Origin of the sequence: Stenotrophomonas sp. CFBP8980, from assembly GCF_034046095.1 — a bacterium.
GTDB lineage: Bacteria > Pseudomonadota > Gammaproteobacteria > Xanthomonadales > Xanthomonadaceae > Stenotrophomonas > Stenotrophomonas lacuserhaii.
Window position 1 is genome coordinate 176501 of the sequence record NZ_JAXCXF010000007.1, and the last position, 23479, is coordinate 199979.

Here is a 23479-nt window from a genome sequence, read left to right on the forward strand (position 1 = left end):
GGTCAGCCGAGGCTGCGTGCGGTGTTGATGACGTTGATGCCATTGAAACGGGCAGTGGACGAACCGTGCGAGACCGCCGAGACCTGGCCCGGCTGGCCCTTGCCGTCGAAGAACGAGCCGCCCAGGCGGTAGTCGCGCTCGTCGGCGACCGCGCTGCAGGCATTCCAGAACTCCGGCGTGCGGATCTGGTAGGCCACGTCCTCCAGCATGCCGGTGATCTTGCCGTTCTTGATCTCGTAGAACAGCTGGCCACCGAACTGCGCGTTGTAGCGTTGCTGGTCGATCGAGAAGGAGCCGTCACCGATGATGTAGATGCCGTTCTCCACGTCCTTGATCAGCTCATCCACGCTGAGCTTGGTCTTGCCCGGTGCCATGGACACATTGGCCATGCGCTGGAACTGCACGCTGGACCAAGAATCGGCATAGCAGCAGCCATCTGACTCGGTCTTGCCGAGGATATGGGCCTGGTCGCGGATGGTCTGGTAATCCACCAGCTTGCCGTCGCTGATCAGGTCCCAGCGTTTGCACTTCACGCCTTCGTCGTCGTACGCCACCGCGCCAAGGCTGCCTTGCTGGGTCTTGTCGGCGAAGATGTTGACCAGTTCGCTGCCGTACTGGAAACGCTGCTCGCGCTTGTCCAGCGTGGCGAAGCTGGTGCCGGCGTAGTTGGCCTCGTAGCCGAGTACGCGATCCAGTTCCAGCGGGTGGCCGACCGATTCGTGGATGGTCAGCCAGGTGTGCGAAGGATCCAGCACCAGGTCGTACTTGCCGGGCTTCACCGAAGGCGCCTTCAACTTCTCGCGCGCCTGTTTGGCCGACGCGATGGCATCTTCCTTCATGTCGTAGGACGTGGAGTAGTTCACCACCCCGTTGGGGGTGACCACCTTGCCGGCGGCCGAACCGTCCAGGTACTCGTAGCCCATGCCCATCGGCGCGGACAGGCCCTCGCGGGTGCGGAACTTGCCGCTTTCCTTGTCGATGGCGGTGATCGTCATCGGCACCCAGATGCGGTGCACGTCCTGGTCGATGTAGGAGCCATCGGTGGAGGCGAAGTACTTCTGTTCGTTGACCAGGAACATCATCGAGTTGACGAAGCTGGCACCGGCATTGATCGCCGCCGCGTTGACGTCCAGCAGCAGGTCGACCTTGTCCTTGATCGGCACTTCCATGGAATTGCGGCGTACCGGCGTGCGCCAGCTCACCTCGCCCACGCCGGGGGCTGCAGCCAGCTGCACCGGTGCGGTCTGGATGCCGGCGTTGGCGCGTGCGATGCCCGCCGCCTGCTGCGCCGCCTTGGCGATGTCCGCACTGGCCAGCTGGTTGGTGGCCGCAAAGCCCCAGGCCCCGTTGACCAGCACGCGGATGCCCACGCCAGTCGATTCAGTGTTGACCACGTTCTGCACTTTGTCTTCGCGGGTGATCACGAACTGCCGCAGATAGCGGCCGATGCGCACGTCGCAGTAGGTGGCGCCGGCACTGCGCGCCGCCTGCAGGGCGACATCGGCAAGGCGCTTTTTCAAGGCCGGGTCGAGCACGGTCTGCAGTTGTTCGGCGGCGATCGCCTTGCCGAAGAAGGAGGGCACCAGCAGCCCGCCCGCGGTAAGCCCGGTGAGGGCGAGGAAGTCACGTCGTTGCAAGGCTGCTCTCCACGTGTGGATGTTGGACAGGACTCATGCGCCGAGACTGCGCGCGGTGTTGATGATGTTGATGCCGTTGAAACGGGTGGTGGACGAACCGTGCGATACCGCCGATACCTGCGAGGGCTGTCCCTTGCCGTCGAAGAACGAGCCGCCGAGGCGGAAATCGCGCTCATCGCAGATCGCCGCACAGGCATTCCAGAACTCCGGCGTGCGGATCTGGTAGGCCGCGTCCTCGACCATGCCGGTGATGCGGCCGTCCTTGATCTGGTAGCAGAGCTGGGCGCCGAACTGCGCGTTGTAGCGCTGCTGGTCGATGGAATACGAGCCGCGGCCGTGGAAATACAGGCCGTTCTCCACGTCCTTGACCATTTCCGCCACGCTCAGCGGCGCCTTGCCCGGCGCCAGCGAGACGTTGGCCATGCGCTGGAACTGCACGCTGGACCACGAATCGGCGTAACTGCAGCCATGCGAGGCGTCGCGCCCGAGGATATGCGCTTCATCGCGGGTGGCCTGGTAGTCGACCAGGATGCCGTCGCGGACCAGGTCCCAGCGCTGGGTCTTGACCCCTTCATCGTCGTAGCCGACCGCGCCGAGGCTGCCCGGCTCGGTTTTGTCAGCCACGAAGTTGACGATGTCGCTGCCCCAGCGGAAGCCGGCATCGCGCTTGTCCAGCGTGGCGAAGCTGGTGCCGGCGTAGTTCGCCTCGTAGCCCAGCACGCGGTCCAGTTCCAGCGGGTGGCCGACATTCTCGTGGATGGTCAGGAACAGGTTGGACGGGTCCAGCACCACATCGTACTTGCCGGCCTTCACCGAAGGCGCAGTGAGCTTTTCGCGTGCCTGGCGCGCGGCGGCCAGTGCGTCTTCGCGCGGGTCGTAGGACTGGCCGTAGCCGACCACCCCGCCGGGCAGTTCGAAGCGCCCGCTGCGGTCACCGTCGAGGAACTCGTAGCCCATGCCCATCGGCGCGGACAGGCCGTTGCGGGTGCGGAACCGGCCGCTGGCCTTGTCCACCGCGGTGGCGGTGAAGGGCAGCCAGATGCGGTGCACGTCCTGGTCGATCCAGGAGCCATCGCTGGAAGCGAAGTACTTCTGTTCGTTGACCAGGAACAGGGTGGAGTTGAAGTAGTCCGCGCCTGCGCCGAGCGCGGCGGCATTGATGTCCAGCAGCAGGCCGACCTTGTCCTGCACCGGCACCGCCATGGCGTTCTTCTTCAGCGGGGTGCGCCAGCTGACTTCGCCCACCCCGGGCGTGGAAGCCAGCTGCACGCGGCGGGTCTGCACCTTCGCGTTGGCGCGGGCGATGGCCACCGCCTGCGCCACCGCCTGCACGACCTGCTCCGGCGTGCGCTGGTGGGTGGCGGCGAAACCCCAGGCGCCGTCGACGATCACCCGCACGCCGACGCCGGCCGATTCACTGTTGGTGACGTTCTCCACGTTGCGTTCGCGGGTGATGATGCCCTGGCTCAGGTAACGGCCGATGCGCACGTCGCAGTAGCTGGCGCCGGCGCCGCGCGCGGCCTGCAGCGCGGCATCGGCCAGGCGCTTGCCGAGCGCCGGGTCACCGGGTTCGAGCAGCTGCTCGGCGGCGATCAATCGCCCATGCGGCAGCATCAGGCCGGCCAGGCCGGCGCCGGTGAAGGCCAGGAAATCACGACGTCGCACTGCCACCACCCCACGTGCACTCAGTTGACACCCGACTTTCGCCAGCGCCATCCAATGGCACAAGTGACTGCAGTCATGGTCGTGTCACAGGCACAATGGCGTTCTGCCACTTTCGTCACGAACCATGACCGAAAAGCCATACTCCCTTGCCTGCGAGCGCAACCGCGATCCGATCGCCGCCGCGCTGGACCCGTTCATGGCCGATCGCCGCCGCGTGCTGGAGATCGGCAGTGGTACCGGCCAGCATGCCGCGTACTTCGCCCAGCGCTGGCCATGGCTGCAGTGGCAGCCCAGCGACCACCCGGACCATCTGGCGGGGATCCGCGCGTGGCGGGACGATGCCGGGCTGGCCAATCTGCAGCCACCGTTCGCGCTGCAGGCCGCGCTGCCGCCGGCGCCGCCGCTGGCCGTGCCGGCCGGGACCGCGCGCTTCGATGCGGCGTTCAGTGCCAATACCCTTCACATCATGGGATGGGACCACGTACAGGCGCTGTTCGCCGGCCTGCCTGCGCTGCTGGAAGGTGGCGCGCTGCTGGCGGTGTATGGCCCCTTCAATTACGGGGGCGAGTACACCAGTGACAGCAATGCCCAGTTCGATGGCTGGCTGAAGGCCCGCGATCCACGCAGCGGCATCCGCGATGGTGAGGCGGTGCAGGCGCTGGCGGTGGCGCAGGGGTTCATCGCAGTGGACGATCTGCCGATGCCGGCCAACAACCGGTTGCTGCTATGGCGGATGGGGTGATCAGGCGTCGGGGCTGACCTTGAACTTCGCCAGCAGGCGTGCGCTCGCGAGGTGGAGTTCCTGGACAAGCCGATCCACAACAGCATGCCCCAGGCCCTCGGCTCTCAGTTGCAGGTTGACCTCGTGGGCTTCCCCAGGGAGCCTGGCGGCCATGGTTGCGAGCATGTGCAGCGTTGCCGCAGGATCCAGATTCATCGACACCGCCGTACTTTGCCAATCCTGCAGGCGGATAGCCCACCACCGGTAATGGCTTCCGATCTTCATGGCCATCTTGATCTTTCGTTGCTGGAGCCCGGGATAGGGGAGCGCGCTGGAGATATCGTAGAGAGGCGCCAACCGGACGTTGCCATCGGCGCCGAACAGCACGGAATAGTTCTTGGCGTGCGCGTCCGTGCCGCCGATGAGATAGTTGAAGACGAGCGCCCGCATCAGCGCATCAACGTCAGCCTGCGGTTGCGAAGAGTGCTTCCACAATACACCTGCAATCTCGGCCGGCCCCGGCCCGCCATGGCTCTGGTATTTCAGGTGCGGGGTGATCGCCAGTGATTGGCAGAAATCTTCCTGATGGACACGTAGCCACCTGTCCTGCCCAAGGACGCGGTCGTAGCGTTCCACCGAGATGGCTGATTCGGTGCCCGCCGTGACCTTCTCGACATGTGCGGCAGCGAGGCCGAAATGACGGGCCAAGCGCAAGCAGAAGATCTCATTCTCCACAAAGCCGTCGTAGTCGCCACTCGGCGGCTTGAGGATGTGGGTTGTCGGCACGCGACCGCTGGGAATGGCCCAGCCACCGTCCGCGCGCTGCATCAGCGCGATCTTGGATTGGGCACCAGCGAGGCTGAACTGCCCTACCTCGTCTGAGATCATGCCGACGCCGCGCGTTTTCCTGAGGGCGGACAGACGCGCCGAGAGTTCGGCATCCGAAAGGTCGACGACCGCATCATCAGTTCCACTCTGGATGGCAACCAGGCGATCGTCGCGTACGAACTGTACCGCTCCCGCACAGTCCTCCCCGACATGGGCGAGAAGCGCGGCTGGATTTCTCGGCGACACCTGAAAGTAGGATCCCCAGCGTTGAAGCAGATCTTCGTTGTCAGGCAACAGGCCCCACAGGAACGCAGAAACAACTTCATGCGCGAATCGGGTGCCGAGCAGCGGCAGACTCAGGGAGAGCGGGTACGCCCCCGGAGTATCGAGCCATCCCCTGTCGTACTGGAAGGTCGGATGGCCATGCGCATCGGTGCTCAGTGTTCCGGCGACGACGCCGGAAAGAAGGACATTCAGTGCCACGCTATTCTCCGCGGTGTCTTACTTTGGCGAAGGCTTCGCCGGCGTGGTTTTCGCCAGCCATCCGTTGACCAGATCGGTCACGCTTCTCTCTGCGGGGGCATCGGTGCCGTCGACACGGTAGGTGGCAGAGGGTTCACGCACGCTCGCACCCCGTGTCGTTCCTTGTTCCGGTCCTGATCCACGAGCAGTGGTGCCCATTACCCTCGCCGCAGGCTGGACCCTGCGCCGGGAAATGATCTGATCGATGTCCGGCAACTGCAGGACGGCACCCGACGAGCGCTGGACGGATCCGGATTCCGCGTCGGACGATGCCGCATCGAGCTGCAGGCCAAGGACGTTGAGTGTCCTGAGCACCAGATTGAGTGCTGCGGCCGGTTTGCCTTTTTCGATCTCGATGATCCAGCGCCTGCTGACCCCCACCCGATGAGCCAGCGTCGCCTGATCCCATGACAACGCCTTGCGACGTTGCCGGATCAGGTGCCCGAGATCATCAGGGGTGCGGACAATCGCCATGACGCAAAGGTAAGCGAAAGCTCACATTTTGTAAAAGTGATTGTTCGTTCACTTTCTACGAATGTAATTGATCGTACACATTGAGGCAGGCGTCCCCCAAGTCTGCTTCAAGCCACCTGGACGATATGCAGCGCCCGCGGGTTGTTCCACTGCGCCAGCAAGGTCGCCTCGCGTGCCTTGGCCTTCTCCAGGTGCGCTTCCTTGACGTGGCCGTAGCCGCGGATGTGCTCGGGAATGCTGGCGATCTCCACCGCCAGCGCAAGCCGGTGGTCATCCAGGCCGTCCAGCAGCAGTTGCACGGTGGCCTCGTAATCGGTGATCAGCCGGCGTTCGCCGACGCGCTCGGCGGTGCGGCCGAACGGGTCCAGCCTGCCACCGCGCAGGAACTTCAGCTTGGCCAGCACGCCGAACGCCTTCAGCATCCACGGGCCGTATTCCTTCTTGATCAGGCGGCCCTGCGCATCCTTCTTCGCGAACAGCGGCGGGGCCAGATGGAAGCGCAGCTGGTAATCGCCTTCGAACTGCTGCTGCAGGCGGCGCTGGAAATCGCCGCTGGTGTACAGCCGCGCTACTTCGTACTCGTCCTTGTAGGCCATCAGCTTGAACAGGTAGCGGGCCACGGTTTCGGTCAGCGCGGTGGAGCCGCCCAGCGTGTCCTGTTCGCTTTTGCGCACGCGATCGACCAGGCGCCGGTAGCGGTCTGCATAGGCCTGGTCCTGGTAGTCGACCAGGAATGCGGCGCGGCGCGTGATCATTTCATCCAGCGAGCGCGACAGCCGCTCATCGTCGAGCGGCAGGAACGCCACGTCATCGCCGGCGTGCCCGGGCAGGCCACGCAGCTCGCGTTCGTCGCTGCTGTTGCGCGGTGCGGTGGTGGCGCCCCATTCGGTGCTTTCCCATTCGCCCGGCGGCAACGCGTGCAACGGACCCGGCGTGGTCTCGGCCGAGGTGTGGCCATTGCGGACCAGGCCCGCGGCCTGCTGCACGGCGTGCGGGTCGACCGCGGCCAGGCGGCCCCAGGCAAAGGCTTGCTGGTTCATCGCAACGGCCGCGCCGTTGAGCTCGATGGCGCGCATCAGCGCATCGAAGGACAGCGGCACCAGGCCCTGCTGCCACGCGTAGCCCAGGATGAACAGATTGGCGGCGATCGCATCGCCCAGCAGCGCGGTCGCCAGCTGGGTGGCGTCCAGCAGCAGCGGCGATTCGCCGCCCAGCGCCACGCGGATGCCGGCCACGATGTCGGCGGCGGGGAACTGCATGTCCGGCCGGGTGGTGAAGCTGCCCGGCATGGCTTCATAGGTGTTGAGCACCACCTGGGTGCGACCGGCGCGCACCTTGGAAAGCGCCCAGTAATCGTTGACCACCACCATGTCGCAGCCCAGCACCAGGTCGGCTTCACCGGCGGCGATGCGCACGGCATGGATGTCGGCCGGGGTGCGTGCGATGCGGATGTGGGTGGTGACTGCACCGCCCTTCTGCGCCAGGCCGGTCTGGTCCAGCACCGAAGAGCCCTTGCCCTCCAGGTGCCCGGCCATGCCCAGCAGCGCGCCGATGGTCACCACGCCGGTGCCACCGACGCCGGTGATCAGGATGTTCCAGGGCTGCTCCAGCGCGGTCCGTACCGGCGGTGCCGGCAGGTTGTCCAGCAGGGTGGAGGCATCACGCTTGCTGCCCTTGCGCGGCTTGCCGCCGTGCACGGTGACGAAGCTCGGGCAGAAGCCGGTGGTGCAGGAATAATCCTTGTTGCAGTTGGACTGGTCGATATCGCGCTTGCGCCCGAACTCGGTCTCTTTCGGCAGCACCGATACGCAGAAACTCTTCTTGCCACAGTCGCCGCAGCCCTCGCACACCAGCGAGTTGATCACCACCCGCTTGGCCGGGTCTTCCAGCTTGCCGCGCTTGCGCCGGCGTCGCTTTTCGGTCGCGCAGGTCTGCTCGTAGATCAGGATCGAAACGCCCTTCACCTCGCGCAGCTGCTTCTGCACCGCATCCAGCGCGCTGCGGTCATGGAAGGCCACGCCGTCCGGGAACTGGTCGCGCTGCCGGGTCCATTTCTCGATGATGTCCGACAGCACCACGATGGTCTGGATGCCTTCGGCGCGCATCTGCCGGGCGATGTCCGGCACGCTCAGCGGGCCGTCCACCGGCTGGCCACCGGTCATCGCCACCGCGTCGTTGTAGAGGATCTTGTAAGTGATGTTGACCCCGGCGGCGACCGATTGGCGGATCGCCAGCGAGCCACTGTGGAAATAAGTGCCGTCACCCAGGTTCTGGAACACGTGCGGGGTATCGGTGAAGGCGGCCTGGCCGGCCCAGGTCACCCCTTCGCCCCCCATGTGGGTGAAGGTGTCGGTGCTGCGGTCCATCCAGGTCACCATGTAATGGCAACCGATGCCGCCCAGCGCGCGCGAGCCTTCCGGCACGGTGGTGGAGGTGTTGTGCGGGCAGCCGGAGCAGTAATGCGGCACGCGCGGGAAGTTCGCGCGCGGCAGGGCCAGCTCGGCTTCCTTCTCCTGCATCCACTGCAGGCGTTGTTCGATGGAGTCGTTGTTGAAGAACCTCTGGATGCGCCGGCCGATCACCCCGGCGATGGTGGCCGGGGTCAGCTCGCCGGTGGACGGCAGGATCCACTCGCCTTCCTCGTCGTACTTGCCGACGATGGACGGCCGCGGGCCCCAGCTGGCCGGCCAGTTGAAGAACTGCTCCTTCATCTGGCGCTCGATGAAGGCTCGCTTCTCTTCCACCACGATGATGTCTTCCAGCCCCTGCGCGAAGCGGGCGATGCCCTGCGGTTCCAGCGGCCAGGTCATGCCGACCTTGTACACGCGGATGCCGATGTCGGCGCAGGCCGCCTCGTCCAGGCCCAGGTATTCCAGCGCCTGCAGCACGTCCAGGTAGCTCTTGCCGGTGGTGACGATGCCGAGCCGCGCGCGCGGTGAATCCAGCACGGTGCGGTCGATGCCGTTGGCACGCGCGAACGCCTGCGCGGCCTTGACCGCATAGCGGTGCAGGCGCATTTCCTGGTCCAGCGGCGGGTCCGGCCAGCGGATGTTGAGGCCGCCGGCGGGCAGTTCGAAGTCCTCGGGCAGCACGATGCGCCGTGCCAGCGGGTCCACGTCCACCGAAGCGGACGATTCCACCGTCTCGGCGATGGTCTTGAAGCCGATCCAGCGCCCGGTATAGCGGCTCATCGCCCAGCCCAGCACACCCATGTCCAGGATGTCCTGCACACCGGCCGGGTTCAGCACCGGCATCATCGCGCTGACGAACTCGTCCTCGCTGCCGTGCGGCAGGGTGGAGCTGCGGCAGGCATGGTCATCGGCTGCCAGCGCCAGCACGCCGCCCAGCCGCGAAGTGCCGGCCGCATTGGCGTGCTTGAAGACGTCGCCGCAGCGGTCCACGCCCGGTCCCTTGCCGTACCACATGCCGAACACGCCCTGCACGTTGGCACCCGGGAACAGGTTGGTCTGCTGCGTTCCCCACACCATGGTCGCGCCGAGATCCTCGTTCAGGCCGGGGGTGAACTTCACCTTGGCCGCGTCCAGATGCTGGCGCGCGCGCCACAGTTCCAGGTCGAAGCCGCCCAGCGGGCTGCCACGGTAGCCGCTGATGAAGCCCGCACTGTCGATGCCGGCGGCGGCGTCGCGCAGCCGCTGCATCAGCGGCAGCCGGACCAGCGCCTGCACACCGCTCAGGTAGATCCGCCCGGTTTCGCGCGCGTACTTGTGGTCGAGCGTGTAGTCGCGGTCGAGCTGGTCGGCAGAATCGGGAGACGTGAGCTGGGCGGTACTGGTCATGGCTGGCCTGGTTCGGATCGGCTGGCGCCGGCTGCGCTGGCGCAGGACCGGAGGGCGCGGATTGTAACAGTGGCCCGGTCGTCGGCCGGTACTCGCTTCTGGTACGGCACTGCGGTTAGGATCAGGAAGTGGGAGGTTGTTGTTGCAACCTGGGGAAAAATCGATGTCACTTGTTAGACAGTTCCTTGCCAGCCTGGTGCTGGTATCGGGGACAGCCGCTGCATGGGCTGCCCCCCTCCTGCCTGCGCCGCAGGAGTTCTATTTCGATCCTGATCCCGCTGCCGTTCCGGTGGTGGTGGTCCAGGCCGAGGGCGATGAGCTGGTCAGCCAGCTGCTGCGCCAGCGCGAACGGGGGCGCAAGTCGCTCGAGGCGACCGTGCAGCTGGCCGGTGTGGCCATCGCGCAGGGTCGCACCGAACTTGGCCAGCAGCTCTACACCGAAGCGCTGCAGGCCACCGCAGCCAATTCGCCGTCGGGCCGGATGGTGCGCTGGAACCATGGCTGGGACCTGTTCCGCCAGGGCCAGCCTGAGGCGGCGCTGGAGCAGTGGCACGCCGCCGCCAGCGCATTGCGCGGCAATCCGTCGTGGATTCCGCCGACCTACGCACTGGCCCTGTGGGAGCTCGGGCAGAAGGAGGATGCGGTCAAGTGGTATGCCGCCGCCGTCCGCACCGAACCCGGCCAATGGAGCACCTCGACGAACTACCCGAGTCTGTTGCCGACGTGGCGCGACAGCGAGCGCGCCACGCTGGCGCAGGTACAGCAGGCCTGGGCCGCGCAGCCGCCGAAGTGGCCCTGAACGGACATGCCGCGCCAGGCCGCCGGATGGCGGGCCCGGCGCCGGGCATCAATCGTCGGCATTGACCGTGCGCGCTGCGGCCCACTCGCGCAGCGCCTGGACCTGTTCGGCCATCAGCACCGACAGCGGGCGGCTGCCGCGGATTTCCGCCATCAGCACGTCGGTATCCAGCGCCCGCTGGTCGGCATGGGCGGCGTACAGGCCGGCGACGATGGCCTGTTCGATTTCCGCGCCGGAAAAACCATCCGCCGCGGCCGCCAGCGCCGGCAGCGCGAAATCATCGGCATTCAACTGACGACGTGCCAGGTGCAGGCGCAGCAGTTCCACGCGTACATCCGGGCCGGGCAGGTCGACGAAGAAGATCTCGTCGAAGCGGCCCTTGCGCAGCAGTTCAGCGGGCAGTTCGTGCACCTGGTTGGCGGTGGCCACGATGAATACCGCTGCCTTGCGCTCGGCCATCCAGGTCAGCAGCGTGCCCAGCACGCGGCGTGATACGCCGCCGTCTTCGCCGCCGGTCGCCAGGCCCTTTTCGATCTCATCGATCCACAGCACGCACGGCGCCAGCTGTTCGGCCGATGCCAATGCCTGGCGCAGGTTGGACTCGGTTTCGCCGTGGTACTTGTTGTACAGCGCGCCGACATCCATGCGCAGCAAGGGAACGCCGAAACCAGCGGCGGTCGCCTTGGCCAGCATCGATTTGCCGCAGCCCTGCACGCCCAGCAGCAGCATGCCGCGCGGCGGATCCAGGCCGGCCGGTGCGGCGCCTGCCAGGAACGCGATCCGGCGCTGGTTGACCCAGCGCTTGAGACGGTTGGCGCCGGCCACGTCGGCAAAGCGCGCGGTGTCGTACTCGTACATCAGGTGGCCGCTGCGGTTGAGCAGTTCGAACTTCAGCCGCGCCAGCTGTGGCAGGTCGTCGTCACCGAGCGCGCCGTCGGCATAGATCAGCTGGCGGGCGATCCGCCGCGCATCGACCAGGCTCAGGCCCTGCAGGTTGCGCAGGATCTTCTTCACCGCCTCGCTGTCGACCTCGACGCGGCGGCCGCCGTGCTCACGCGCGTAACCGGCCGCTTCCTCGCGCAGCATCTTCAGCAATGCGTTGGCGTCGGGCAGGCGCGGGTTGAACCGCGTCGCCAGCGCTTCCAGTTCGGGCGGCAGGGTCACTTTCGCGCCGATCAGCACCAGCACGTGCGGCTGGCTGTGGCGGCGCTGGATGATATCGCGCAGCGCGCGCTGGTGGCTGGCGTAACCCAGGTAGGGATGGAAATCGAGCAGCAGGTAGATGCCGCGCTGGTCGGCCTGCTGGATCATCTGCAGTGCCGCACTGGCATCGGGTGGGCCGACCGCATCGTCTTCACGTTCCAGGTCGATGCGGCGCAGGCCTTCGGTGATCGACCAGCGGTGCAGTGCCCGCCATACCTGCAGCAGGGTCTGCCGGAACAGTTCGATGATCCGACCCTCATCCTGGGTCTCGATCACGATCAGGGGCGTATTGGCGCGTATCAGGGCGCTGAGGTCCTGCAGTTCGCTCATGGCGGTTCGATCCTTCGGGGGCGCCACGATAACAAAGCCATGGCCCGGGTGGTTCAGCCGCGCGACTATCCCCCTCACCTGCACCGGTGTACGCTCGGGCAACGTTCTCCCGGAAGCGAGGCCTGCATGAAGACCATCCTGGTGGCCGGTTCCAAGGGTGGGGTGGGCAAGACCACCATCGCCACCCACCTGGCCGCACATGCGGCACTGCAGGGCCGGCGTACGGTGATTGCCGACGCCGACCCGCAGGGCTCCAGTACCCGCTGGGCACAGCGCAGGTCCGAGCTGGAAAGCGCGGTGCTGCCGATCGACGTGCACAAGAAGAAGCAATGGGCGCAGAAGCTCCCCGATGGCACCGACACGGTGATCATCGACGCCCCAGCCGGTGCGCTGGCCGACGATATCCTGCATTTCCTCGACGCCGCCGATGCCGTGGTGGTGCCGGTGCTGCCTTCGGCGCTGGACATCGAAGCCATCGTGGGCTTCCTCAACAGCCTGTCCAAGGTGGCCCGCGTGCACAACCGCAAGCTGCCGGTCGGGCTGGTGCTCAACCGCACCAAGCCGTGGACACAAACCTCGCAGCAGGCCATCCAGATGCTGTCCGACTGGCCCTATCCGGTGGTGGCGCAGCTGCGTGACAGCCAGAGTTACGTGGTCATGACCGGACTGGGACGCAGCCTGTTCGATTACCGCTCCGCCCAGGTCCGCGAACACCAGGCCGACTGGGAACCTCTGCTGAAATGGCTGGACAAGGCATGAGCCGCTTGTACCCCTCATCCAATGGAAGACTCCGATGCGTGAACTGATCCTGCTTCGCCATGCCCACGCCGAACCGGCCAGCACCGGCCAGGCTGACCTTGACCGGCCCCTGTCGGCGGTCGGACTTGCCGAGGCCGAAGCGGCCGGCAAGTGGCTCAAGGACAACAACCTGCAGCCTGATTGCGTGCTCTGTTCACCGGCACGCCGTACCCGCGAAACCCTGGAGGCGGTGGTCGGCGTCACCGGCTTCTTCGAACACAAGCTGGAAGACAAGGTGTATGACGCTACGCCCGGCACCCTGATCGGGCTGGTCGACGACCGCAACGACGTCGAACGACTGATGATCGTCGGTCATAATCCCGGCCTGGAACGCCTGGTCGCCCTGTTGAACACGGGCGAGACCAGCGATTACCGTGGCATGCCGCCGGCGGGTATCGCGGTGCTGCAGTTCCCCAAGGAAGCCAGCATCGAGCCCGGCGTCGCCAGCCTCAACGCATTCTGGTGGCCGTGACCCGATGAACGCGTGGCAGAGGGGGCTGCTGCTCGGATTGGCTGTGGTTCCGGGAGCGCTGGCCGCACAGCCGGCGCCGCCTGCGGCATTGCCGGCGTTGCCGGCAGTGCAGGTCGTGCACCGCGCGCCGCTGGTGCTGGACACACAGCGCTCGCGGCTGGGGTTCGAAGTGCGCAGCCGGCTGGGGCAGCGCATCGAAGGCAGCTTTCCGCATTTCGAAGGCCGCATCGAGGTGCTGTCCGATGGGCGCCACCAGGTCCACCTGAAGATGTACACCCGCTCGGTGGAGATTCCCGGCAAGCCGCGCTACACCGGCTGGATGCGCGGGGAAGAGTTCTTCGATGCCGCCCGCCACCCGGTGGTGGAATTCGATTCGCTTCCCTACGACCCCGCCCGTGTGGACCACGGAGGGGACATCGAAGGCCGCCTGATGCTGCGCGGGGTCAGCCATCCGGAAACGCTGCGGGTGGAAAAGGCGGAATGCGCCAGACCCGGCTATGATTGTGATGTCGTCAGCCGCGGGACCGTCCTGCGGGGCCGCTACGGCATGGACAACTGGCAGCTTGCCCTGAGTGATCGAGTGACCTTCGTACTGCGAGCGCGCCTGAGCGAGGCGCCGAAACCGTGAACCTGATGTGCCGCTGGGTGATGCTGGCAGGCCTGCTGCTGCTCGGCGGCTGCGCGTCGCTGTCCAACAGCGAGCGTGAGCGTGCCGCGGGGATCGCCGTACAGGCCCGCTCCACGGTCGTGGACTGCGACCGCGCTGATCGCTGCGCACAGGATTCACCGCTGCGCGCGCTGGCCGGGCGTGCCTTTACCGCATCGACCCCCGACCAGCCCCGGCATTACGCCACCATCCTGGACGAGGGCGAAGAGGCGCTGGTGGCGCGGCTGAACCTGCTGCGCAGCGCCACCCGCAGCATCGACCTGCAGACCTACATCTTCGATAAGGACGACAGCGCCCGGCTGGTGATCGACGAACTGCTGGCGGCCAGCCGGCGTGGCGTGAAGGTGCGCCTGCTGATCGACCAGTTGTCGGCGATCTCCGACCTGCAGATCCTCGGCGCACTGTCATCGGCCCACCAGAATTTCGAACTGCGCGTCTACAACCCGACCTTCGGCAAGGCGCAGCTGAACTACTTCGACTACGCAGGCAGCGTGCTGTGCTGCTTCCGCCGCTTCAACCAGCGCATGCACAACAAGCTGCTGGTGGTCGATGATGCGATCGGCGTGGTGGGCGGGCGCAACTACCAGGACGACTACTACGACTGGGATTCGGAATACAACTTCCGCGACCGCGACGTGCTGGTGGCCGGTCCCGAAGCGCGGGTGATGGCGGCCAACTTCGAAGCGTTCTGGAAGGCCCCGCGCAGCGTGCCGGCCGAACGCCTGAACGATGTCGGGCGGATCCTGCTCGACAGTGGCCCGCCTTCCCTGCCGCCGGCCGTGTATCGGCGGCCCGAGCGGGTCGAGCGGGTGCTGGCTGAAGCCATCGATGATGCGTGGATCACCCGCAGCTTCGTCGATACCGCGCTGCCGGTGGCATCGGTGCGCTACGTCGCCGACCTGCCGCGCAAGCATCGCCGCGAGACCGTCGAGCAGCCACGCAACGGGCAGCATGTCACCGAACCGCAGCTGGACCGGCTGATCGCCGAGGCACAATCCGAAGTGCTGCTGCAGACGCCGTACCTGGTGTTGTCCAAGCCGGCGCGCAAGCTGTTCGCCGACCTGCGCAGGCAGGCCGATCCGCCGCGCGTGCTGGTATCCACCAACAGCCTGGCGGCCACCGACAACCCGATCGTCTACGCGCTGTCCTACAAGTACAAGCGCCGCAACATGCGCGAGTTGGGCTTCAACATCTTCGAGTTCAAGCCGTTCCCGCTGGATGCTCCGGTGGATTACCGCAACCTGCTGCCGGACCCGATCGCCGGCGACGCCCCGGAAGGCGATCGCGGCGGGCTGCTGGGCGGCAGTGCGGCCGGTAGCAATGCGCGGCCTCCCGGCAGCGGCAGCCGCAACGACGCCACCGCACGCGAGGCGGCCCAGCCGCGCAGCAATCCACGCACCGGCAGTGCCTACCAGAATGCACGCGAACGTCGCCGCGCGGCCGGCAGTGAAGTGGAGCGCGACCTGCTGCGCACCGAGACCCGTCCCTCGTTCCTGGGCAGCAAGGCGGTCAATCGCCCGCTGCCGGTGACCCGCCAGGGCGCACGCATGGGGCTGCACGCCAAGTCGCTGGTGGTGGATCGCCGCATCGGCGTGATCGGTACGCACAACTTCGATCCGCGCAGCGAAAACTACAACACCGAAGGCGCGGTGATCATCGACGACCCGGTGTTCGCCCAGCGCCTGGCCGACAGCATCCTGCGCGACATCGATCCACAGAATTCCTGGACGGTGGCACCGCGCAGCAAGCCGCCGGTGCTGTCCGGGCTGAACTACAGCATGGGCAAGGCCTCCGAGGCGCTGCCGATCCTGGATTTCTGGCCGTGGCGCTACGCCACCGACTACGAGTTCCAGCCGGGCCCGGCCTGCCCCGAGCCGCTGCCGCGGCAGCACCCGGACTTCCATGCCTGTTACACCGCCGTGGGTGACTTCCCTGAAGTCAACGTCGGCCCGAAATTGTTGCTGGTGCGCATGCTGACCGCCTTCGGCGCCGGCCTGGTACCGATCCTCTGACTGGAGTCGTGCCGTGCCTTCCGTATTCCGCCATGCGGTTTCCCTTGATGCCCTCAACGCGCTGAGCGCCAACACGGTGATATCCCAGCTGGGAATCGTCTTCACTGCGGTCGGCGATGACTGGCTGCAGGCGACCATGCCGGTGGATGCACGTACCCACCAGCCCTACGGCATCCTGCATGGCGGGGCATCGGTGGTGTTGGCCGAGACCCTGGGCAGCAGTGCCGGCAACCTCTGCGTGGACAACGGCCAGCAGGTCTGCGTCGGGCTGGAGATCAATGCCAACCACGTCCGCGCCAAGCGCGAGGGCCTGGTCACCGGTACCGCGCGTGCGGTGCATGTCGGCCGCAGCACGCAGATCTGGGACATCCGCATCGAAGACGAACAGGCCCGGCTGGTCTGCACTTCGCGCCTGACCCTGGCGGTGGTGGCGGCCGGCCACGGTTGAGTGCCCGGCACCTGGACCGGCGCCGGCAGGACGCCGCGGAACACAGCGTTGCCCGCCGCTGGCCCGTCCGCGCAGCCGCTTTGGCCACCGCGTGCTGGCAGGCGCTACGGTGCTCGGGTATCGTTCCCGCATGAATTCCCCCACTCCGGCCACTCGTGGCGGCGTGGCGCGTGTGTGCCGTTACCTGTACCGCGTACCGCTGCTGCTCATCCACCTGCTTGTGTTCCTGCCGCTGATCCTCATCGGCATGCTGCCGCCGTGGGGCGAACTGCGCGTGGGCGATGAACCGCTTGGCTACAAGGTGGTCAACTGGTGGTCGGCCGGTCTCATGTGGATCTTCGGCTTCCGCCTGGTGCGCATCGGCAAACCGCTGCACGGCGCGGTGCTGTTCGTGGCCAACCATGTCAGCTGGGTCGACATCTGCGTGCTGCACAGCCAGCGCATGATGGGTTTCGTCGCCAAGCGCGAAATTGCCGGCTGGCCGGTGGTCGGCTGGCTGGCCGGGCGCGGGCAGACCATCTTCCACCAGCGGGGCAGCACCGAATCGCTGGATGGGGTGATGCAGCAGATGGTCGTGCGCCTGCGCGAAGGCAAGGGCGTGGGTGTGTTCCCGGAGGGCCGCACCCGTGGTGGTCATGAAGTGGGGCCGTTCCACGCACGCATCTTCCAGGCGGCGGTGGAAACCGGCGTACCGGTGCAGCCGGTGGCGCTGCGCTACGGTGCAGGCGGCGACGCACAGACCGTGGTGGCGTTCGGCCCGCGCGAGAGTTTCTTCGCCAACTTCCTGCGCCTGCTGGGCGAGCCGGCCCGTCGTGCCGAAGTGCATTTCCTGGAGCCGATCAGCGGGCAGGACCGGGAAGGTCGCCGGCGCATCGCCGAAACCTCGCGTACCCGCATCGTTGCGGCAATGGCCGGCAGCTGAGCCGACGGTGTCCGTCCCCGCGCCCGCGATGTCCTTTGATTCCGGTCCGTCCGGACTCCTGACGGCGGCCGATTACCAGCCGCCGCGCTGGTTGCGCAACGCACACCTGCAGTCGATGCTCAGTTCCAGCCGACTGCGCCTGCGTCGCGGGCAGGAACTGCTGGCCGCTACCGGTGCGGCACATCGGGAGCTGATCGTGGATGGCGGGCAGGGCGTGCGCCTGCAGGCCTGGCACAGTGCCATCCAGGCACGCGCGCCCCGCGGCATCGCCCTGCTGCTGCATGGGTGGGAGGGCAGCGCCGAATCCAGCTACATGCGCATGACCGCGGCCCGCATGCTGGCCGAAGGCTTCGACGTGGTGCGGCTGAACTTCCGTGACCACGGCAACACCCACCACCTCAATCCCGGCATTTTCCATTCCAACCGCATCGATGAAGTGGTGCATGCGGCCGCTGACATCGCCCGCCGCTGGCCGCAGCTGCCGCTGGTGGCGGCCGGGTACTCGCTGGGCGGCAACTTCGTGCTGCGGTTGGCCCTGCGCGCGCCGGCGGCCGGCGTGCCGCTGCAACGGGTGGCGTCGGTGTGCCCGGTGCTGGACCCGGGCCTGACCATGGACAGCATCGAAAACGGTCCGGCCATGTATGACTGGTATTTCCGGCGCAAGTGGGCCGGATCGTTGCGGCGCAAGCAGGCGGTCTACCCGGAGCTTAGCGACTGGGATGAACGCGTACTGCGGCTGGACATCCGCGCGCTGACTGCCTGGCTGGTCGAACACCATACCGACTACGGTTCGCTGCAGGCCTATTTCGATGGCTATTCCATCGCCGGTGAGCGGCTGGCGGACCTGCAGGTGCCAGCGGACATCCTGATGGCAAAGGATGACCCGGTAATTCCATACACCACCTTCAACGATTGGCAGCTGCCGCGGTCGGCGCGCCTTCAGACCGCCGAATGGGGCGGTCATTGTGGCTTCCTGGAAAACTGGCGCGGCGATGGATTCTCTGAACGCTGGGTGGCCCAGCACCTGGGACAGGCCGCGCGGGACGGTTGAGCGCGGCCGCGCCTGCACGATCGATCAGGGTCGTTACAATGCGGGTTTGCACTCCAGCCGGACCCGTCATGCAAGATCAGATACTCCAAGCCCTGCGTCTTCGCGACGCCGACCAGGCCGTGCAGCTGGCCACCCGCTGGATCGCCGCCGAGCCCCAGCAGCCCCAGGCCTACCGCTGGCACGCGCTGGCGCTGCAGCAGCAGGGCCAGTTGGCGGCTGCGGTTGAGAGCCTGCAGCGCGCGCTGGAACTTGCCCCGGACGATGCCGACCTGCACCTGCAGCACGCTGGCCTGCTGCTGGCACTGCACCAGTTCGAAGACGCCGAAGCGGCGCTTGGCCGCACCACCGGTTTCAATCCCAACGAACTGTCGGCCTACCTGATGCAGGCGCACCTGGCATTGGCGCGCAACGACGTGGACGAGGCGGAAAAGCAGCTCAAGCTGGCCTCGCGCGTGGATGCCGGGAATCCCGAAGTGGTGGCGCTGTCGGGGATGCTGGCACTGCGCCGTGGCGCGCTGGATGAAGCGCTGGCCCAGCTGTCCAGCGCCGTGCGGGCGCTGCCGGATGATCCGCGCATCGTGTATGCACTGGGTACGGCCTACCTGCGCAAGGACATGCTGGCTTTCGCCGAACAGGCATTCCGCCGCGTGCTGGTTCTGAACCCGAAGATGACCGCGCTGCATGGGCTGCTGGTGCAACTGGCACTGCGCCAGGACAACCCGGCCGCAGCGGCCGAGATCATCGAGCAGGCCCTGCAGCAGCCCGGGCAGGACAGCGTGGCGATGCGCCGCTTTGCCGCGCAGATGGCCCTGCAGTCCGGCCAGCCCCTGCAGGCGCGCGACCACCTTCGCCCGCTGCTGGCCAGCAACGCGGGCGATCCGCAGCTGCTGCAGCTGCTGTTGATGGCCTGGCAGCGGCTGGGCCGCGACGAAGAAGCGCGTACCGAACTGGATGCGGTGCTGGCCGACCACGACCAGCTGCACAATCTGTGGCTGGCCCGCCTGTCGGTGGAAGGCGTGGGCAGCGAAGGCGCCGTGGCCGTGGGCGAGCGTTGGCTGGCGGCGATGCCGGCGCACCTGCCGGCGCTGGAGACCCGCATGCGCCTGCATGACATGAACGGCGAACAGGACGCAGCCGAAGCCATGGCAGAGCGCATCCTGGCGCTTGAACCGGGCCGTGTCAGCGGCGCCACGCGACTGGTGGACGGGCTGGTACGGCGCGACCCCGCCGCCGCTGCAGCCCGTGTGCAGCAGATGGTGGACGCGGCCGAAGGACGCGCCAAGGAAGACCTGCGCACCTGGCTGGGCGAAGTGCATGACCGTGGCGGCCAGCCGCGCGAGGCCCTGCGTACCTGGCTGGACCTGCATGCCGACAACGTGGCCAACCGCCTGCCGCTGCCGCCGCAGGCCAAGCCACCGTCCAGCTGGCCGGCACTCGGCGAGGTCGATCCGGAGCTGGCGTCGCGCCCGATGTTCTTGTGGGGCGCACCCGGTTCGAACGTGGAAAAAGTGATGAGCGCGCTCAGCGCGGCCAGTCCGCTGGTGCGCGTTGACCGCTTCAGCGCCACGCCGCCGGACGATGCCTTCCAGAACTACAACACGCTGCAGGATCTGGCCTCGGGCAAGCTGACGCCGCAGGCGCTGGTGGACGGTTGGCGTGCGTGCCTGCCTTCGCGCGGCTTGGCCAACGACACGGTGATCGACTGGTTGCCGTTCTGGGACAACGCCCTGCTGTGGGCGCTGCGACCCGCGTTGCCGCAGGGGCGCCTGCTGGTGGTGCTGCGCGATCCGCGCGACATGCTGCTGGACTGGATCGCCTATGGCTCCGGCGCGCAGCTGGCGATCACCAGCCTACAGGAAGCCGCCGAATGGCTGACCCGTGCGCTGACCCAGGTTGCCGTCCTGAGCGAGCAGGACCTGTATCCAAACGTGCTGGTGCGCGTGGACGCGGCGGGCAACGATCCACAGGCGATGGCGCTGCTGCTCAGTGAGGTGATGGGCGTGCAGCTGCCACCGGCACCGAACATCGGTCCGCCGCGCCTGCCGAGCGGCCATTGGCGCAACTACCGCGAGGTCATGGGCGCTGCCATCGATCTGCTGACCCCGGTCGCGGTTCGCCTGGGTTACCCGGAGGAATGAGCCACATGCAACTGACCAGCACCAGCCTGACCAACGGCGCACCGATCCCACGCGAGTTCGCCGCCGGCGATGCCGATGGGTTCGCCCCGGATCGCAATCCTCAGCTGGCGTGGAGCGGGGTGCCGGAGGGCACCCGTTCCTTCGCGCTGATCTGCGTGGATCCGGATGTGCCGACGATCGCCGACACCGTCGGCCGCCAGGACATGACCATTCCGCGCGACCAGCCGCGCTGTGACTTCGTGCACTGGGTGATGGCCGACATTGCCGCGGACGTGCGCGAGCTTGCTGCCGGCAGCTGCAGCGATGGTTTCGTGGCCAAGGGCAAGACCGCGCCGGCCGGCCCGGCGGGCAGCCGCCAGGGACTGAACGATTTCACCGGATGGTTCGCCGGCAATCCGGACATGGCCGGTGACTACCTGGGCTATGACGGCCCGTATCCCCCGTTCAACGACGAGCGCATGCACCGCTACTTCTTCCGCGTGTTCGCGCTGGACGTGGCGACGCTGGAGCTGCCGACGCCGTTCACCGCCGGCGACGTGCATCGTGCGATGCAGGGCCACGTGCTGGCCGAAGCTTCACTGCATGGCACTTACACGTTGAATCCTTCGCTGTAAGAAGCAACGGCAACAGCTGCAGGGCTGCGTGTTGGCGGGGCGGGGTGGCTGTGCAGGACACGCCGTGAATCCATCCATGGAGGCTCGCTTTTCGCATCCATGCGAAAAGACGGTCCTGCACAGCCACCCCGCCCCACCTTCGACAGGTCCATGGTGGCCTGGGACGTGCGCCTTGGTAGAGCCGACCCATGGTCGGCGGAATGTTCCCGCCAACAGCCCGCTGCGCTCGCCGACCATGGGTCGGCGCTACCGCTTTTCCATTTTTCTTATTACGCGGCTGGCGGCATCCGGAACCTGTCCAGGGGCCGGGCGGTGATGCCGGGCGGTGGGGCTGGGCGGGGGCGTTGAGCGCCATGGATGGCGCGAAACGAGGCCCGCAGGAGCGGCTCTTGCCGTCCCCCGACCAGCCCCACCGCCCGACCCCAATCACGTAACCTGCTTTTCCAGCAGCACGCCGCGAGGGGGTCTCACCCGCTCGCCGTCACTTCTCGACAGCCGACTCCACCACCATGTCCAGCACGTACGCCTGCGAGGACGCATCCGCCGGCGGATTGGCCACCTTGAAGCGGTTCACCCGCAGTACGTTGCGGGTGCCGGCCTCGTGGGTGTAGCCCTCGATGCTGTCGTAGAAGTTCTCGAACGCGCCCGGCTGGCCCTGCTTCAGTCCTTGGTCGTCGAACTGCACTTCGCGCACCTGCAGGCACTGCTTGTCCTTGATCAGCGGATGCGGGCACGGCTTGGTCTGCGCGGCCACCTCCAGGAACACGCGCTCACCCGGGCCACCGAAGCGGGTCTCGGCCGTGGGCTCCGGCGCGAACACCAGCACCTCACCTTGGGCGGTGCGCAGGGTCAGCTCGCCGTTGTCGCCCAGTTCGGTCTTCAGGGGGCCCTGCAGGCGGCTGCCCACGGCCTCGTCCAACGCCATCAGGTCCGGATTGCAGGCCATCTGTGTGGATGCCAGCTGCGACAGCACCAGGTTGCCATCAGCCAAGCTGTAACCGCCGTTCATGCCGTTGCAGGTGTTGGACACCGATACGCGGCCATCGCTGAAGTCCAGCGTCACTGGCTTGTCGGCGCGTGCGAACAGCGCGTCGATGCGCTTGCCGTCTGCCCCGGTGGCGTCCTTCAGGCGCCAGTGCTGGCCCTGCAGGCGCTGCACGTCCAGATGCGCGACGGTCTTCTGTGCGGCGGCCGCGGCCGGTGCCGGAGCGAGGTCGTCGGCATTGCCCGCCGGGGCCGGGTTCTGGCTGCAGGCCGCCAGCAATGCCAGCGGCAGGGACAGGATCAGGGTGCGCTTCATTTGGATTCTCCTTGGATTGCCTGGTTCAGAACGGATGCGCGCGCCGGGTGGGGTCACGCGCATCCAGCAGCATTCAGTTGCCGGCAGGCAACCACAGCAGCAGTCCCGCGCCGAGCAGGATGCGGTACACCGCGAAGGCGGTGAATCTGTGCGACTTGATGTAGCCCAGCAGCCACTTCACTACGACGAAGCCGGTGACGACCGCGGCAAGGAACGCCACGCTCACGTCGGTCCAGTTCTCGCTGGCCAGCTTGCCTTCCTTGGCCAGTTCCAGGAAGGCATACGCGCTGGCGGCGAACATGGTCGGGATGCCCACCAGGAACACGAACTCGGTGGCCGCCGCACGGCGGCTCAGGCCCAGCAGCATGGCCAGGAAGATCGCCGATGCCGAGCGCGACGTACCCGGGAACACACCGGCCACCACCTGCGCGATGCCCACGCCGATGGCCACCGTCCAGGTCACCTGGTCTCGATCGGGCAGGCGTGCCGTATAGGCCTCCACCAGCAGCATCCAGATGCCACCGATGATCAGCGCCCACGCTACCGGACTCACTGTTTCGGGCAGTTCCCAGCCGGCCAGGCGCACCGGCAGGCCGACCACCGCGGTCACCAGGAAGGCCGTGCCCAGCTTCATCACGTAGTCGCGGTTCTCACGCTGGTGCAGGCCGGTGGCGAGCGTCCACAGACGCTGGCGGAAGACCAGGGTGATGGCGAGGATCGCACCGGCCTGGATGACGATGTTGAAGAAGTCCGAGCGCGCGCCGAGCCAATGCTGGGCAATCAGCAGGTGCCCGGTGCTGGAGATGGGCAGGAACTCGGTGACGCCTTCTAGGATGCCCAGCAGCAGGGCGGAGAGCAGGTCTGACATGGAGGAGAAATCATCGGATGGCAGCAAAGGTGCCGACGAGGATAGACCATCTACCCACGCACCAAGGCAGTGCGCGGCGCTGGTAACGCACCACCATGGTGCGTTTTGTTGTGCACCATTCAGGCGCACGCTCATGCAAATCAACGGCTTGTGACGGTCCGAAAGTTGGCACGGAGATTGCTGTGGTAATTCCAGGCATTCAATTCCAACCGA

The 23479-nt window shown here is 66.8% G+C and carries 19 protein-coding genes; 11 read left to right on the forward strand and 8 right to left on the reverse strand.

The genetic code is table 11. The annotated features are described in order from the left end of the window. Nucleotides 1-2 precede the first annotated feature (2 nt). Nucleotides 3-1637: a TldD/PmbA family protein gene (locus tag SOM47_RS14720; protein WP_320506005.1), complete on the reverse strand. Its 1635-nt coding sequence runs from the start codon at nt 1635-1637 to the stop codon at nt 3-5. A gap of 33 nt (nt 1638-1670) precedes the next feature. Then, nucleotides 1671-3302: a TldD/PmbA family protein gene (locus tag SOM47_RS14725; protein ID WP_320506006.1), complete on the reverse strand. Its 1632-nt coding sequence runs from the start codon at nt 3300-3302 to the stop codon at nt 1671-1673. 124 nt (nt 3303-3426) lie between these two features. Here SOM47_RS14725 and SOM47_RS14730 point away from each other — a divergent pair, with 124 nt between their 5' ends. Next, complete coding sequence (locus tag SOM47_RS14730; RefSeq protein ID WP_042612203.1) at nt 3427-4044, forward strand: DUF938 domain-containing protein; 618 nt, start codon at nt 3427-3429, stop codon at nt 4042-4044. On the opposite strand, the gene SOM47_RS14735 is transcribed toward SOM47_RS14730, so the two are convergent. The 3 genes from SOM47_RS14735 to SOM47_RS14745 all read right to left on the reverse strand — a co-directional run bounded on the left by SOM47_RS14735 (nt 4045) and on the right by SOM47_RS14745 (nt 9644). Continuing rightward, complete coding sequence (locus tag SOM47_RS14735; protein WP_042612204.1) at nt 4045-5334, reverse strand: type II toxin-antitoxin system HipA family toxin; 1290 nt, start codon at nt 5332-5334, stop codon at nt 4045-4047. It lies immediately after the preceding gene. A gap of 18 nt (nt 5335-5352) precedes the next feature. Then, a complete protein-coding gene (locus SOM47_RS14740; protein ID WP_320506007.1) occupies nt 5353-5847 on the reverse strand; it encodes a helix-turn-helix transcriptional regulator in 495 nt (164 codons plus the stop codon). 107 nt (nt 5848-5954) lie between these two features. Continuing rightward, entirely contained in the window at nt 5955-9644 is a 3690-nt protein-coding gene (locus SOM47_RS14745; RefSeq protein WP_320506008.1) for an indolepyruvate ferredoxin oxidoreductase family protein, read from the reverse strand. 163 nt (nt 9645-9807) lie between these two features. Between SOM47_RS14745 and SOM47_RS14750 the strand changes: the two genes are divergently transcribed. Next, nucleotides 9808-10443 carry a tetratricopeptide repeat protein gene (locus tag SOM47_RS14750; protein ID WP_192084819.1) on the forward strand — a complete coding sequence of 212 codons (636 nt, stop codon included), beginning with the start codon at nt 9808-9810 and terminating at the stop codon, nt 10441-10443. Nucleotides 10444-10491: 48 nt separating this feature from the next. On the opposite strand, the gene SOM47_RS14755 is transcribed toward SOM47_RS14750, so the two are convergent. Next, complete coding sequence (locus SOM47_RS14755; RefSeq protein ID WP_042612207.1) at nt 10492-11976, reverse strand: AAA family ATPase; 1485 nt, start codon at nt 11974-11976, stop codon at nt 10492-10494. Between the two features lie 126 nt (nt 11977-12102). On the opposite strand from SOM47_RS14755, the gene SOM47_RS14760 reads away from it, so the two are divergent. The 9 genes from SOM47_RS14760 (at nt 12103) to SOM47_RS14800 (ending at nt 21098) form a co-directional block, all read left to right on the forward strand. Beyond that, nucleotides 12103-12735, forward strand: a complete 633-nt coding sequence (locus SOM47_RS14760; protein ID WP_320506009.1) for a nucleotide-binding protein — start codon at nt 12103-12105, stop codon at nt 12733-12735. 34 nt (nt 12736-12769) lie between these two features. Next, nucleotides 12770-13246, forward strand: a complete 477-nt coding sequence (locus SOM47_RS14765; protein ID WP_042612209.1) for a SixA phosphatase family protein — start codon at nt 12770-12772, stop codon at nt 13244-13246. A gap of 4 nt (nt 13247-13250) precedes the next feature. After that, nucleotides 13251-13874, forward strand: coding sequence for a YceI family protein (locus SOM47_RS14770; RefSeq protein WP_042612210.1), 624 nt, complete (start codon nt 13251-13253; stop codon nt 13872-13874). 5 nt (nt 13875-13879) lie between these two features. Further along, nucleotides 13880-15925, forward strand: a complete 2046-nt coding sequence (locus SOM47_RS14775) for a phospholipase D family protein (RefSeq protein WP_249404491.1) — start codon at nt 13880-13882, stop codon at nt 15923-15925. 13 nt (nt 15926-15938) lie between these two features. Further along, the gene (locus SOM47_RS14780; RefSeq protein WP_042612212.1) at nt 15939-16373 is read left to right on the forward strand and encodes a hotdog fold thioesterase; all 435 of its coding nucleotides are present in this window, start codon (nt 15939-15941) and stop codon (nt 16371-16373) included. 130 nt (nt 16374-16503) lie between these two features. Next, nucleotides 16504-17295: a lysophospholipid acyltransferase family protein gene (locus SOM47_RS14785; protein WP_042612213.1), complete on the forward strand. Its 792-nt coding sequence runs from the start codon at nt 16504-16506 to the stop codon at nt 17293-17295. A 28-nt stretch (nt 17296-17323) separates the two neighbouring features. Next, nucleotides 17324-18346, forward strand: coding sequence for a YheT family hydrolase (locus tag SOM47_RS14790; protein ID WP_080335016.1), 1023 nt, complete (start codon nt 17324-17326; stop codon nt 18344-18346). A 68-nt stretch (nt 18347-18414) separates the two neighbouring features. Then, a complete protein-coding gene (locus SOM47_RS14795; protein WP_042612214.1) occupies nt 18415-20484 on the forward strand; it encodes a tetratricopeptide repeat protein in 2070 nt (689 codons plus the stop codon). A 5-nt stretch (nt 20485-20489) separates the two neighbouring features. Next, nucleotides 20490-21098 (forward strand): YbhB/YbcL family Raf kinase inhibitor-like protein, encoded by a 609-nt coding sequence (locus SOM47_RS14800; protein WP_042612215.1) that lies wholly within the window; start codon nt 20490-20492, stop codon nt 21096-21098. Between the two features lie 481 nt (nt 21099-21579). Here the strand turns inward: SOM47_RS14800 and SOM47_RS14805 are convergent, their stop codons facing one another. Together SOM47_RS14805 and SOM47_RS14810 are read right to left on the reverse strand one after the other, a co-directional pair. After that, nucleotides 21580-22398, reverse strand: a complete 819-nt coding sequence (locus SOM47_RS14805) for an META and DUF4377 domain-containing protein (protein WP_042614701.1) — start codon at nt 22396-22398, stop codon at nt 21580-21582. A gap of 73 nt (nt 22399-22471) precedes the next feature. Continuing rightward, on the reverse strand, nt 22472-23266 hold the full coding sequence (locus SOM47_RS14810) for an undecaprenyl-diphosphate phosphatase (protein WP_192084813.1): 795 nt from the start codon (nt 23264-23266) through the stop codon (nt 22472-22474). Nucleotides 23267-23479 lie beyond the last annotated feature (213 nt).

What these genes read in the sequence shown, in the direction of transcription:
- SOM47_RS14730 (WP_042612203.1), top strand. Translation starts at nt 3,427, where the DNA reads ATGACCGAAAAGCCATACTCCCTTGCCTGCGAGCGCAACCGCGATCCG.
- SOM47_RS14740 (WP_320506007.1), bottom strand. Translation starts at nt 5,847, where the DNA reads ATGGCGATTGTCCGCACCCCTGATGATCTCGGGCACCTGATCCGGCAA.
- SOM47_RS14745 (WP_320506008.1), bottom strand. Translation starts at nt 9,644, where the DNA reads ATGACCAGTACCGCCCAGCTCACGTCTCCCGATTCTGCCGACCAGCTC.
- SOM47_RS14750 (WP_192084819.1), top strand. Translation starts at nt 9,808, where the DNA reads ATGTCACTTGTTAGACAGTTCCTTGCCAGCCTGGTGCTGGTATCGGGG.
- SOM47_RS14755 (WP_042612207.1), bottom strand. Translation starts at nt 11,976, where the DNA reads ATGAGCGAACTGCAGGACCTCAGCGCCCTGATACGCGCCAATACGCCC.
- SOM47_RS14760 (WP_320506009.1), top strand. Translation starts at nt 12,103, where the DNA reads ATGAAGACCATCCTGGTGGCCGGTTCCAAGGGTGGGGTGGGCAAGACC.
- SOM47_RS14765 (WP_042612209.1), top strand. Translation starts at nt 12,770, where the DNA reads ATGCGTGAACTGATCCTGCTTCGCCATGCCCACGCCGAACCGGCCAGC.
- SOM47_RS14770 (WP_042612210.1), top strand. Translation starts at nt 13,251, where the DNA reads ATGAACGCGTGGCAGAGGGGGCTGCTGCTCGGATTGGCTGTGGTTCCG.
- SOM47_RS14775 (WP_249404491.1), top strand. Translation starts at nt 13,880, where the DNA reads ATGTGCCGCTGGGTGATGCTGGCAGGCCTGCTGCTGCTCGGCGGCTGC.
- SOM47_RS14785 (WP_042612213.1), top strand. Translation starts at nt 16,504, where the DNA reads ATGAATTCCCCCACTCCGGCCACTCGTGGCGGCGTGGCGCGTGTGTGC.
- SOM47_RS14790 (WP_080335016.1), top strand. Translation starts at nt 17,324, where the DNA reads ATGTCCTTTGATTCCGGTCCGTCCGGACTCCTGACGGCGGCCGATTAC.
- SOM47_RS14795 (WP_042612214.1), top strand. Translation starts at nt 18,415, where the DNA reads ATGCAAGATCAGATACTCCAAGCCCTGCGTCTTCGCGACGCCGACCAG.
- SOM47_RS14800 (WP_042612215.1), top strand. Translation starts at nt 20,490, where the DNA reads ATGCAACTGACCAGCACCAGCCTGACCAACGGCGCACCGATCCCACGC.
- SOM47_RS14805 (WP_042614701.1), bottom strand. Translation starts at nt 22,398, where the DNA reads ATGAAGCGCACCCTGATCCTGTCCCTGCCGCTGGCATTGCTGGCGGCC.
- SOM47_RS14810 (WP_192084813.1), bottom strand. Translation starts at nt 23,266, where the DNA reads ATGTCAGACCTGCTCTCCGCCCTGCTGCTGGGCATCCTAGAAGGCGTC.